This is a genomic window from Aeromonas sp. 603079 (assembly GCF_049172135.1).
GTDB classification, from domain to species: domain Bacteria; phylum Pseudomonadota; class Gammaproteobacteria; order Enterobacterales; family Aeromonadaceae; genus Aeromonas; species Aeromonas veronii.
Genome location: NZ_JAAKPX010000011.1, coordinates 44,822 through 57,144 on the forward strand (window position 1 = coordinate 44,822; position 12,323 = coordinate 57,144).

The 12,323-nt window shown below is 51.9% G+C and carries 9 protein-coding genes and 1 pseudogene; 4 read left to right on the forward strand and 6 right to left on the reverse strand.

Going from position 1 to position 12,323, the window contains the following annotated elements; genetic code table 11:
• Positions 1–188: 188 nt before the first annotated feature.
• The 3 genes from lpxH to G5287_RS09870 are packed head-to-tail and all read right to left on the reverse strand — an operon-like array spanning position 189 to position 2,225.
• Positions 189–944: a UDP-2,3-diacylglucosamine diphosphatase gene (gene lpxH / locus G5287_RS09860; protein WP_421231221.1), complete on the reverse strand. Its 756-nt coding sequence runs from the start codon at positions 942–944 to the stop codon at positions 189–191.
• The gene (locus G5287_RS09865) at positions 941–1,738 is read right to left on the reverse strand and encodes a DUF4269 domain-containing protein (RefSeq protein ID WP_421208742.1); all 798 of its coding nucleotides are present in this window, start codon (positions 1,736–1,738) and stop codon (positions 941–943) included. Before G5287_RS09865 ends, lpxH begins: the two co-directional genes overlap by 4 nt.
• Positions 1,728–2,225: a peptidylprolyl isomerase gene (locus G5287_RS09870; RefSeq protein WP_005337417.1), complete on the reverse strand. Its 498-nt coding sequence runs from the start codon at positions 2,223–2,225 to the stop codon at positions 1,728–1,730. The genes G5287_RS09865 and G5287_RS09870 overlap by 11 nt, the downstream gene beginning before the upstream one ends.
• Positions 2,226–2,437: 212 nt before the next feature.
• On the opposite strand from G5287_RS09870, the gene cysS reads away from it, so the two are divergent.
• Together cysS and G5287_RS09880 are read left to right on the forward strand one after the other, a co-directional pair.
• Complete coding sequence (gene cysS / locus G5287_RS09875; RefSeq protein WP_421231222.1) at positions 2,438–3,814, forward strand: cysteine--tRNA ligase; 1,377 nt, start codon at positions 2,438–2,440, stop codon at positions 3,812–3,814.
• A 118-nt stretch (positions 3,815–3,932) separates the two neighbouring features.
• A complete protein-coding gene (locus G5287_RS09880) occupies positions 3,933–4,574 on the forward strand; it encodes a hypothetical protein (protein ID WP_043849439.1) in 642 nt (213 codons plus the stop codon).
• A gap of 166 nt (positions 4,575–4,740) precedes the next feature.
• On the opposite strand, the gene G5287_RS09885 is transcribed toward G5287_RS09880, so the two are convergent.
• Both G5287_RS09885 and G5287_RS09890 read right to left on the reverse strand, forming a co-directional pair.
• Positions 4,741–5,910 (reverse strand): hypothetical protein, encoded by a 1,170-nt coding sequence (locus G5287_RS09885; RefSeq protein WP_421231223.1) that lies wholly within the window; start codon positions 5,908–5,910, stop codon positions 4,741–4,743.
• Positions 5,907–7,553 carry an AAA family ATPase gene (locus G5287_RS09890; RefSeq protein WP_421208739.1) on the reverse strand — a complete coding sequence of 549 codons (1,647 nt, stop codon included), beginning with the start codon at positions 7,551–7,553 and terminating at the stop codon, positions 5,907–5,909. The genes G5287_RS09885 and G5287_RS09890 overlap by 4 nt, the downstream gene beginning before the upstream one ends.
• Before the next feature lie 1,264 nt (positions 7,554–8,817).
• Between G5287_RS09890 and G5287_RS09895 the strand changes: the two genes are divergently transcribed.
• Both G5287_RS09895 and G5287_RS09900 read left to right on the forward strand, forming a co-directional pair.
• Entirely contained in the window at positions 8,818–10,173 is a 1,356-nt protein-coding gene (locus G5287_RS09895) for an 8-oxoguanine deaminase (protein WP_421231224.1), read from the forward strand.
• A 175-nt stretch (positions 10,174–10,348) separates the two neighbouring features.
• Positions 10,349–10,983: pseudogene (locus tag G5287_RS09900) on the forward strand (integrase core domain-containing protein); the annotation flags it as partial.
• A gap of 63 nt (positions 10,984–11,046) precedes the next feature.
• On the opposite strand, the gene G5287_RS09905 reads toward G5287_RS09900, so the two are convergent.
• A complete protein-coding gene (locus tag G5287_RS09905; protein WP_216953306.1) occupies positions 11,047–12,225 on the reverse strand; it encodes an acyltransferase family protein in 1,179 nt (392 codons plus the stop codon).
• Positions 12,226–12,323: the final 98 nt, after the last annotated feature.

The following is a 12,323-nucleotide window of genomic DNA, read 5'->3' on the forward strand; positions in this document are numbered from 1 at the left end:
TTGGATGTGTTTTTTGGCCGGCGTTTGCCGTATTTGGTGTTGCTAGCGCAGCAGAACCGATAGGGATGGGGCGAGCACCCCATCAGCACAGGCCATACCAGCCTGAGCTCACCGTAATGAGTCGCTTCACCGGGTTAACAGGGGATGCTGGGCCGCAGGTTTTGCCTGCAACCCTCGCAGGGGGGATGTCAGACGGATGGATGAGCGGCGGGGTCGATCGTTGCCAGCGCCCGCATCTCCAGCTGCTGCTCGCCGGGGCGACAGACCAGCACCGAGCCTTGCTCGAACCAGTCCCCCAGCACGATACGCCGCGCGGGGTGGCCATCGAGGATGAAGTCGTGGATGGCGGGTCTGTGGGTGTGGCCGTGGATCATCATCCGGCAGTCGTGGGCGCGCAGGGTGTCGTCCACCGCCGCGGGCGTTACATCCATGATGATCTGGCTCTTGTGGGCATTTTCCATCTGGCTTTGGCCGCGCATCTTGCTGGCGATGGCCTGACGGCGGGCAAGCGGCAGTCGCAAAAAGAGCCAGCGCAGCCATTTGAGCTGGGTGATACGACGAAACTTCTGATACCCCAGATCCAGGGTGCAGAGCAGATCGCCGTGGCTCAGCACCACCCGCTCCCCATAGAGGTCGATCACGCAGGGGTCCCCCAGCAGGGTCATCCCCGCGCGCTTGGCAAACTGCTGGCCCAGCAGAAAGTCACGGTTGCCGTGGATAAAGTAGATGGGCACGTTCTGCTGGCTCAGGGCCAAAAAGGCATCGGCCATCTGTTGATGGAGCGGATTGGGGTCATCATCGCCAATCCAGAATTCGAAGATATCCCCCAGCACATAGAGGGCATCGGCGCCGGGGGCGTCGTGCTCGAGAAAGCGCACCAGTGCCGCGGTCATATCGGGCCGCTGGGCAGAGAGGTGAATGTCACTGATAAAGAGGGTGCTCATGATGTGGGGATCGGGCTCTCGGTCGAAACAGGGCAAACAGGGGTGGCAGAGATAGTAGACACAACAGGGGACGGATCGTGTGCTGCGGGCGCCATCGCGCTAGTTGAGGTATGGATATCGTCACGGGATGGCGGCTGCCATGACAGCTCGGCCAGATTGCATCCCTCCAGCGTCAGCAGCGCTTCATAAGGAGCGCCCTCCAGCCCCAGCAACCGGCACATGGCCGCCTCCCCTTTTAGCCCCTCTTCAAGGCGCAGACGTAGCACGTCACGGTAGAAGGCATCACCAAAACGCTCTAGCAGGGCCGCCATCAAGGTGAGGTGGCGCCAGCCGTTCTGCATCTCGATGGGAGCTGGGGTGACATAGAGCTCCAGTAGCCAGCAGGCATCGCTCTTGTAGCAATCGCTATCGATACTCTTCTGCTCGAGGCAGGAAAAGGTGCGCTCCAGCAGCCAGACATTGTCGCCTTTGTCGCTCGCCTGCCAGCCTTGCTCTGCAAAAGTAGCGGCAAACTCGGCGGGATCAGCATGCTGGCAGAGAATATCGAGATCGCTGCCGGGCCGATCGAGGCCGATGGCCAGCGTGCTCACCAGCGCCAGATCGGCGCACTGCGCTGCCAGCTCATCCCACACACCGGCGGTGAGCAGGACATGGGCCGAGCGCTGGCGCGGGTTTCCGTGGGCCAGATAGTCGAGGCGGCGCCAGTTTGGGCTGGCAGTGGAGGAGGCAGATGGAAAAACTGCGGCCGGGGCCGCAGTTTTGTCAGTGCCGAGTCGGCAGAGATCAGTCAGCAAGGGTCACCTTGGTGATCACCACGTCTTCTACCGGCACGTCTTGGTGGATGCGGCCGTAGTTACCGGTCTTGACGCCCTTGATCTTGTTGACCACGTCCATACCGGCAGTCACTTCACCGAATACGCAGTAGCCGAAACCCTGGGTGGTAGCGGATTTGAAGTCGAGGAAGTCGTTGTTGTTCACGTTGATGAAGAACTGGGCGCTGGCAGAGTGCGGCTCCATGGTGCGGGCCATGGCGATGGTGCCGATCTTGTTGGAGAGACCGTTGGCCGCTTCGTTCTTGATGGGAGCGCGAGTGTCTTTCTCTTCAAAGCCCGGGGCATAGCCGCCGCCCTGGATCATGAAGCCGTCGATGACGCGGTGGAAAATGGTGTTGTCGTAGTGACCGTCACGGCAGTATTGCAGGAAGTTGGCCACGGTTTCCGGGGCTTTTTCAGCGTTCAGGGTGAGGGTGATGTCGCCGTGATTGGTGTGCAGAGTGACCATGATATGTCCTTTCATTTGATGCGGACGACGAAGTGCCCGCAGGTGTATGGCATAAAGTGGTGGCAATTCTAGCCCATCAGGGGCTGGCGGCATAGTCTCTCTGGCGCCGTAACCGTGCTGGCAGGCGGGATTGGCCACGTTTTCTGCCTCGTTTTCTGCCCCTGAACGGGGTATTATGACCAACCATTTTACTCACAGGCAGTGGTTAGAAGATGCTGAAGATATACAACACACTCACTCGTCAAAAAGAAGAATTCAAACCTATCCACCCGGGCAAGGTGGGCATGTATGTGTGTGGTGTCACCATCTACGATCACTGTCATATCGGCCACGGCCGCACCTTCGTCGCCTTTGATGTGGTCGCTCGCTACCTGCGTTACGCCGGTTATGACCTCACCTACGTGCGCAACATCACCGACGTGGATGACAAGATCATCAAGCGTGCCGCTGAAACCCGCGTCACCTGCGACGAGCTGACCGAGCGTCTGATCGGCGACATGCACGCCGACTTCGACGCCCTCGGCATGGTGCGCCCGGATATCGAACCGCGCGCCACCCAGCACATCGAAGAGATCATCGAGCTGGTGCAATCCCTGCTGGAAAAAGAGCACGCCTACGTGGCGGATAACGGCGATGTGATGTTTATCGTCGACTCCTACGCCGACTACGGCAAGCTCTCCGGTCAGGATCTGGAGCAGCTGCAAGCCGGTGCCCGCGTTGACGTGGTCGATGCCAAGCGCAACCCCTTGGACTTCGTGCTGTGGAAGATGTCCAAGCCGGGCGAACCGACCTGGGAAAGCCCCTGGGGCCCGGGCCGTCCTGGCTGGCACATCGAGTGCTCCGCCATGAACTCCAAGCACCTTGGCAACCACTTCGACATCCACGGCGGTGGCTCCGATCTGCAGTTCCCGCACCACGAGAACGAGATCGCCCAGTCCTGCTGCGCCCACGGTGGCGATTACGTCAACACCTGGATGCACAGCGGCATGGTGATGGTGGATAAAGAGAAGATGTCCAAATCCCTTGGCAACTTCTTCACCATCCGCGACGTACTGGCCCACTACGACGCCGAAACCGTCCGTTACTTCCTGATGTCTGGCCACTACCGCAGCCAGCTCAACTACTCGGAAGATAACCTGAAGCAAGCCCGCGCCGCGCTGGAGCGGATGTACACCGCCCTGCGCGATCTGCCGGTGGCCGCCGCTGCCGGTGGTGACGAGCAGGTGGCGCGCTTCAAGGAAGCGATGGACGACGACTTCAACACCCCGGAAGCCTACTCCGCCCTGTTCGATCTGGTGCGCGAGATCAACCGCCAGAAAGCGGAAGACATCACTGTTGCCGCTGGCCTCGGTGCCCGTCTGCGCGAGCTGGGCGCCGTGCTCGGCATCCTGCAGCAAGACCCCGAGGCTTTCTTGAAGGGTGACGAAGCGGATGAAGAGGTTGCCGAGATCGAGCGCCTGATCGCCGAGCGCAATCAGGCCCGTGCCGACAAGAACTGGGCGGCTGCCGATGCCGCCCGCAACCGTCTCACCGAGATGGGCATCGTGCTGGAAGACAGCGCCGGCAAGACCAGCTGGCGCCGTGCCTAAGGGCTGCCGGTTGACGACCTGACGCAGAGCGCAGCCCTTGGGCTGCGCTCTTTTTTTCAGGGCCCGGCGCTTTGTTCAGGGCGCGGCCCATGCAAGCAAACATAAGGAAGATGGCACCATGAAGATATCCAGCTGGCCCGTGCTGGCACTGGCCCTCTCTGCGGCGGCCCTGATCGCCCCGGCCCATGCGGGCACCACCACCAGCGGCAAACTCGATCCGGCCGCCAGTGCCCGCGCCAAGGCCAAGGTGGCCCAGTTTCTCGACTGGGAGCGCCAAGTCAAACCGAGTGGCCTCTATCAGAGCGATCTTGGCGGCGCGCTGCCCACTATCGTCTCCCCCGAGCTGCTCTGCCTGCTCAATGCCGCCTCAAAGGCGCGCGAAATAGCCACTCGCGAGGCCCCCGACGAGAAGCCCCCCTTTGTCGAGGGTAACCCCTTCCTGCCCAACGCCTGGGATAACCTGCTGGGCTCGGAGATCCTCTCCTCGCGCGCCATCGCCGGCAGCCGGGATCGCAGCGAGGTCAAGGTGCGCTTCACCTTTGGCGAGCCGGGCACCCCGCTCGACGCCCCCAGCGGCACCTACCGTTTTGTCAGCACCTATCTGGTACTGGATGGGCCGCAGGGCGCCCGCATCACCGATATCGACGCTGGCGGCAGCTGCGATTTCTGCCAATCCGGCAGCCTGCGCGCCGCTCTCTATGAGACGCTCACCGCCTATCCCGCCGCAGGGGGAGAGCAGTGCAAGGGGTTGGGGAAATAGGGTTTTGGTTGGAATAGAAGCGTGTTTGGGGAATGTAAATAAAAACCGCAGCTCAAGGCTGCGGTTTTTTTTGGGTTTGCCGAAGCCTCGGCATCCTTCGGTCTGATCCCCTCGCCCCTGGGGAAATAGAGATACTAAAAAAGTCGTATTCGCATGGCTTGTTAGATTAAGGACGCAAGCTTTTTAGAGCTTCAATTTTAAATTTTTGCAATGGAATATCTTGAGGGCTAGCATTTAAATCAACATTTAATAGTAAGCGGATTCTTTCTGGGTTACTTAAAATATCATCAATGTGTGTACCACCCATACTTTTATATAGTTCAATACGTTCCCTCATATCCAAGAATTTTTTCTTAATATTTTTTAGATTGTAAACTCCTTCAAGTTCAAAAATAACTGAATTCTTCAATAACTTAGGGCAATTATTATTAATAACTACAGTTATTCTTGACGATTCTGGTGAGTTGAATGGAGTGTCAGGTAATACACTGAATTGAAATATATCTATTTGCTCCACTGAATCTCTCTTAGGGTGGAAGTGTTCAAGCATATCAGATTCTTTTTTGAAAGAAGAGTTGCAGCGATAGCATGATGGAAGTAAGTTATTAATTGATAATGCTAGAAATGGATATTTTGATTTTGGTAGGAAATGATCCAGTGCTGGAATATAAGTTTTTCTTGCAGTTCTAACAATTTCAACAGAATCATATGCACAGAATGGACATGGTGTTAGATTGTAAGATTCAATAATTCTCTCGTTAAATATACCTCTGAAAGTGTCATAGTCAAACATACTAAATGGGGATTGAAGCCATGGTGACAAATTTTCTATATATTTTTTAGTTATTTTATATCGTGACCTCTTAAAGTTTTGTACCCTTTTAAGAGCAGTGAGTTTTTTCCCAAGAGCATTTGCTGATAAGTTATCTTTGACATAGCTGAATGGGTTTTCTTGATTGCCTTGATTAAGATTAGTAATTTCGCCAAGAACCCGAGTAGCTTTTAAAATAATAAGTTCTTCATTTCCTCTGACGTCAATATCTTCTATGCCAGTTAGATTTTCATTTATTTGCGAGTAGTATCTATAAGGGTGGTATCGTTCTGCAAGCTGCGGCAGTGTCGTATAAACGTGATCTGCAATATTCTCTAATTCAGTTGGAGATGCATTAATTAAAGACATGATGTTGTCATTGCTAAATAACTCGTTAAATATATTCCTATGATTTTCTGGTATCTGTTCGGAAAATGCTCTGACATGAGGGATAACATTAAGTCTAACATGTTGCTCGATCTCATTTATGAGATTACGGTTTAGATTGGCATTAATATGTATCATATCCGCTCCAAAAGACTTCTAATGTTGTTGCTCGATATTCTAGATATAATGTCTATGTCATCTTGAGTTCGTGTGTTTTTGTTAAGTAATCTAGTTAGTGTGTCATTCGTTATTTCACCATAAGTAGACGAAATATGCAGACCTTGAAGATATAGATCTGTGATCTGTGTTGCATAGCCAGGTGAGTCACTAATGAAAACAACACCATTATCTCGCTTGCTCAAACTAACAATGTTTTCTGGAAGTAAATCACTGATTACTATGGGGGAGTGGCTGGTAATAATAAATTGAAACTTCTCTGCAACTGACTCTGTAGATATTAATGATATTATCTCACTTATTATTTTTCGTTGCCATTCTGGATGTAGATAGATGTCAATCTCGTCCATTAAAATTATATGGTTAGTCACACCCTTAGTCTTTTGAATATATCTGAATATATTTGCAAGCAGCAGTGCTTTTGCAAGTTCTCCAGAGCTCAAACCATCCCAACCGTATTCAAAGGCATCATTCAAGTGATATTTAGAACGTTCCAGACCTTCCATTATATATTGAATCTGGTTTGGCTCGGAGTGTATAAAAGTCGTTCTGTCTGGAAACTCATCAATGTTATGATAATTTTTATTATCATAGTTGCTCAGGTTTACAATAATATTATCTATTGCTGTGATATTATTTTTTAGCGTCAAATATGTATTTTCTTTTTCTGGTCGAAATGAATTTGATCTACCGACATCATCACTCCATTTATCTATGTTATCAATGTACTCTCTCTCCCATAGGTCAATGCTTGTTAAACTAATGCCATGAGTTGAGAATATATGTGCTAGAAGTATCGCTGCAATTTGAACTTGACTGCCATTAATTAACTGGGGATTATTTTTTGCAATTTGTGAGCTGATGCTTAGAATAAAGTTATTTCTAACTGAAATACCATTATCATTCTCATAAGATATAAATGTGTTCTTTATGTCATGAATGTTTAAATTTTTCTTCAAGAGTAATTCATTTAATATTTTGTGTGTTGCCTTATCTCTTTCAATATTATAAAAGATTTTTGATAGTTTTTGGCTGTCCAGTTTGTATAGTGTGATTTTATATTTTGGTCTTAATTCATTTTGATAATATCTAGATGATGAGAAAAAGTTAGACAATATTTTATTTTGATAACGTCTATTGGCTTTTGTGCTTTTATAAATAGATGGAGTAAGCGTTGATACAGTGCCCATGTTTTTATTTAATGATGAAAATGGCTCGGAAATGTTATTTATTTTCGCAATGCGCACATTGCCATCTAAATATTCATGTAAAATTTTATATTTTTTATCGGCATTTACATCTTTGGGTGCATAGTATCTAGTATGGATCTCATATTCATTTTTATCGTTATACCAGACCATGAATAGTTGCTGATTTGGATCTGTTCCGTCAGAAGAAATTAAATCCAAAATACTTGTTTTTCCTACACCATTTTTGCCTATGATGGCTTGAAATGATGAACCTTTATAATAGGTATCTATGGTTGGTGAACTTGCTATTGATAGAACGCCGCCCACATGCTCGCATTTGAATCCACCATGTAATCTAATATTAATATTCTTTAGGTGTTTATATGATTCTACATATATGTGTATTAACTTCAATTTATATTCCTTGATAATGGTTCTTTCGACATAGAGTGGTTTTATTAGGGCCGTGGGTTCGATTAGCTAAGCGTAATCGGACGTTCGAGAAATAAGGTGTTATTACGGTGAAGTACTCACTATCGGGCCTTCAATATAAAACCGTTTCCCGATAGGGATGGGCACCGCTTGCCGTTATACCCGCCATTATTTTTTCACCTATGCAACTATGTCGATGGCGCTTGTTGCATAGGTGCGACAATTAGCTCTCACCATGGGGTGGGCGAGGGGGTGGCTGCGAGCTAACCACCCGCCCGATCTGTGCCCCGAATAGGCTGGGGAGTGTTAGCGCGGTGCAATGCGCTGCGCTTGGCGCACCCTACGTCTGTTTACCGGCCTCGGGGCTGCGGGTTGGCTGTTGCCCCCTGTTGTTCGCCGGGGTGAGCCCGTTTGGCCATTATCGTAGGGTGCAATGAACGAAGTGAATTGCACCTCTATTCGACGCGGGTTTGCTTGCAGCGTCAGGCTTTGCGGATTGCGCCATGGGCTTCACCTGCAAGGGGAGCGGTTAGCACGGACGATTACGCTAATCGACCCTACCGACCCTGCTGGCGAAGTCATGCCAACGGGGTTGGTGACCCCTCACCCTAGCCCTCTCCCGCAAGGGGAGAGGGGACGGTTACCTTGGTGCAATGCGCTGCGCTTATTGCACCCTACGCTTCTCCCGCAAGGAGAGAGTTACCGCGGACGATTACGCTTCGCTAATCGACCCTACCGAGCCTGCTGGCGAAGTCATGCCAACGGGGTTGGCGACCCCTCACCCTAGCCCTCTCCCGCAAGGGGAGAGGGGACGGTTACCCTGGCGCAGGGGCGGGAGACCGGCTGGTCTCCGTGAAAGACGCTACCGCCCCTGACTGTCGCTGCCACATTGCGCCGTTGACCTTGGTTTGGGAAAAGGGGCCAACAGGCGCCACCAAATATCTTACGGATTCATTGAGCGCTTAACTATGGCGGCCATCACGCAACTATCAGAAACCAGAGGTTTTTTTGCGCTGGCACAAGCTTTTGTTAATTACTGATTGATTAATTGCGGGGTAAACCTTGTGCGGTTGGTCGCCTTGGGCAATCCGTTGCTATCACCTTGATTTAAAACGGCGATCACAGACTTTTTGCGCCGTATGCCTAGACTGGGTTGGCCGCGGTCGCTGACCGCCGCCTCTGGATCAGCAGACAGGGTATAACTGAGCTGGCTCACCCCTATGTGTCACTGATGGAGGAGTCGGCCATGTCCGCTACCCGTATCTGGATTAAAAACCCCCTTGCCACCTTTACCCCCGAAACGGTCGATGGCCGCGGCGGGCTGGTGATTGAGAACGGCCTGATCAGCGAAGTGCTGGCGGCAGGCCAGCAGCCTGCCCGGCCGTGTGATCAGCTGTTCGATGCCCGCGACCATGTGGTGCTGCCGGGCCTTATCAATACCCACCACCACTTCTACCAGACCCTGACCCGTGCCTGGGGGCCGGTGGTCAATCAGCCGCTCTTCCCCTGGCTCAAGACCCTCTATCCGGTGTGGGCCAGATTGACGCCGGACGCGCTGGCGCTGGCGAGCAAGGTGGCGATGGCGGAGCTGCTGCTCTCGGGTTGCACCACGGCGGCCGATCACCACTACCTCTTCCCGCGCGGGATGGAGGAGTCCATCGATATTCAGGTGGCGGCGGTGCGTGAGCTGGGGATGCGCGCCATGCTGACCCGCGGCTCCATGAGCCTTGGCGAGGATGAGGGGGGCTTGCCGCCGCGCCACACGGTGCAGGGGCAGCAGCAGATCCTCGATGACAGTCTGCGGCTGGTGCGCCAGTATCACGAGCGCGGCGCCGGGGCGCAGATCCAGATTGCGCTGGCCCCTTGCTCCCCCTTCTCGGTGACCGAGGAGATCATGGTGGAGAGCGCCAGACTCGCGGCCGAGCTCGATGTGCGGCTGCACACCCATCTGGCGGAGACGCTGGATGAGGAGGCGTTCTGCCTTGCACGCTTTGGCCTGCGCACCGTCGATTATCTCGAAAAGGTGGGCTGGCTTGGCGATCGCACCTGGCTGGCCCACGGCATCCACTTCAATCCGGACGAGATTGCGCGGCTGGGGGCGGCGGGCACCGGGGTGTGCCACTGTCCGGTCTCCAATATGCGGCTCGCCTCCGGCATCTGCCCGACCCTGGATCTGGAGGCGGCTGGTGCGCCGGTGGGGCTCGGGGTGGATGGCTCGGCCTCCAACGATGCCTCGAACCTGATGCAGGAGGCCCGTCAGGCGCTCTATCTGCAGCGGCTGCGCTACGGCGCCGAGCGCATCACTCCGCGCAAGGTGCTGGAGTGGGCGACCGTAGGTTCGGCCCGGCTGCTCGGGCGCGGCGATCTCGGTGAGCTGCTGCCCGGCAAGCAGGCAGATCTGGCGCTGTTCAAGCTCGACGACCTGCGCTTTAGCGGCAGTCACGACCCCATCGCGGCCCTGATCTTGTGCGGCGCCGAGCGGGCCGATCGGGTGATGGTGGGTGGCAAGTGGCGGGTGGTGGATGGTGCCATCGAGGGGCTGGATATCGAGCAGCTTATTGCCCGTCACAAGGTGGCCGCCGCCGCGCTGGTGCATGGCTAGCCGACTCTGGTGCCACTCCCTGGCTGTATGGAGTTGGTATTACCTGACAGTTGTCCACAAAAGGGAGTGGTCATATGGCTTCAAACCGGATAACAAAACAGAGCCCCCTACTGTGTTATCTGGAGTCACCGTAGACCTGCAACGAGAAAAACTCAGCCTGCCAGAGCTCGCCAAAGAGCTCAATGACGAGTAACTTCGCCTGTTCGAGCGTCTCAGCCCAGAGTTTCGAGAACGTCAGATTGAGGTCCACTACACCGGAGAACTGGTGGCTGTCGGCACCTTCTTCGTCGGCGCGATCCAAGGGGTTGGCAGGTGTATCTGCAAACCGTGCTGGACTGCTACAGCCGCCACGCCTGGGGACGGCTCTACACCAGCAAGCTGCCGGTGACCTCGGTCTATGTGCTCAATGAAACGGTACAGTCGTTTTTCGAGGCCCACGAGGCACGGGTCTATACCATCCTGTCGGATAACGGGCGCGAGTTCTGTGGGCGCCCAGACCATCATCCCTACGAGCTGTTCCTGCAACTGGAGGGGATTGAGCACCGGACAACCAAGGTACGCAGGCCGCAGAGCAACGGCTTTATCGAACGGCTGCATCGCACACTGCTGGATGAACACTTCCGTATCAAGGGGAGGACGACCTGGTATGAGTCGGTAGAGCAGATGCAGACAGACCTGGGTAGCTACCTGGCGCACTACAACACCCAGCGGCCGCATCAGGGCAGGATGATGGAGGGACTGACGCCCTACAGCATGTTCAAGAAGGGTCTGAAATTGATACCGAAGGAAGTGCGCTCTAAAGTAGCGTAAACAAGACACCGGCTTGAGGCCGGTGTCAGGTGATAACTAGATCTGTACAGCAGCTTAATAGACTTAATTTAAATGACTAACGGCCACTTCATTATTAACTCTACAGTCATTTTTTTTGATAATAAAGTAGCCAGCCAATTTTTTACCAACTCGTTGGGATGGCTTTTCCACTAGCTTATGTAAAACCCAAGATAAAAATATGCACCCACCAGTCACAATCAACAGTGAAACCCAAGCTTTCATGCCAAGATCGAGTAAGATTCTAAGCGCTACATAGCCAGCGACACCATGTATCACATAAAGTGGGTAGCTTATATCTGCCAGGAAATCGAAGAACTTGTTTGACCTGAAAAAATCCTGATACGTAAATGCAAAAATGAAGGTCAGCAATGCAAATGCATAGCTCCATGCTACCGTTATTCCGGCAGCTGCGGGGCCAATATACCATTGCAAACAGAAAAGGCAAAAAATCACTCCAATTAAAAGATATGCTTTGTCTCTTTCAATACGACCACGTTGGACATAGTGAAACACCACCCCAATGAACATATATATAATATATTGCGACACTGTCATAAAGGTCATTGCCAATTGCCACAACCTTGCATCCGTATTACCCCAACCGGGAATATACTTATTAATAACAATCGATGCTATGAAGATAAATATCGGGGCTAAAAAAACCATGGTTGATTGCTTTCGAAATAGCACAATCAATAACGCACAGACAAAATAAAACTTCATTTCTATCTCTAGCGTCCACACTATTCCATCAATACCTCTTGACCATAAGACATCTCTAATACCAGGTATGTAATGAATCAATACCTCTTGAGTAGTGAATGGCCACTCCCTTGAAAAATAATGCGAGCTAATTAAAATGGCAACCAACGTAATACTAAAACCTACAATATATGTTGGCACAATTCGCAGCATTCGATTGATAGTAAAACCAAACCAACTTGTTTTTTGCAAAGAAAATGGAATTACGAAGCCACTAATGATAAAAAATAATGCTACACCATATGCCCCCCAATTAAATAATGAAAAGGCGTTTAATAATGAAACATAAATAGGAATTGCATGCGTTTCAAAGGGAAGCATTGGCGCATTTGTTAACACCTCTACAGCTGCACGGCTTGACCAAAAAACGCCATAGTAATGTGAAATAACTACAGCTAATGCAGCAAAGCCTCTTAGAGTGTTTGCGAAATCAATCCTATTGCTTTTCTGGTTTTGCATATGGTTGACGTAGATAGTGAAAGATTGACAAATTGTAACATGAACTCAAGCACAGTCTGTAGTGGTCAACTAAATCCGGACTCTTGATTAGGCGGATC

Excerpts from the sequence above, each read along its gene's own strand:
- lpxH (WP_421231221.1), bottom strand. The coding sequence starts at position 944 with ATGAGCACCCTCTTTATCAGTGACATTCACCTCTCTGCCCAGCGGCCC.
- G5287_RS09870 (WP_005337417.1), bottom strand. The coding sequence starts at position 2,225 with ATGGTCACTCTGCACACCAATCACGGCGACATCACCCTCACCCTGAAC.
- G5287_RS09905 (WP_216953306.1), bottom strand. The coding sequence starts at position 12,225 with ATGCAAAACCAGAAAAGCAATAGGATTGATTTCGCAAACACTCTAAGA.
- cysS (WP_421231222.1), top strand. The coding sequence starts at position 2,438 with ATGCTGAAGATATACAACACACTCACTCGTCAAAAAGAAGAATTCAAA.
- G5287_RS09885 (WP_421231223.1), bottom strand. The coding sequence starts at position 5,910 with ATGATACATATTAATGCCAATCTAAACCGTAATCTCATAAATGAGATC.
- G5287_RS09895 (WP_421231224.1), top strand. The coding sequence starts at position 8,818 with ATGTCCGCTACCCGTATCTGGATTAAAAACCCCCTTGCCACCTTTACC.
- G5287_RS09880 (WP_043849439.1), top strand. The coding sequence starts at position 3,933 with ATGAAGATATCCAGCTGGCCCGTGCTGGCACTGGCCCTCTCTGCGGCG.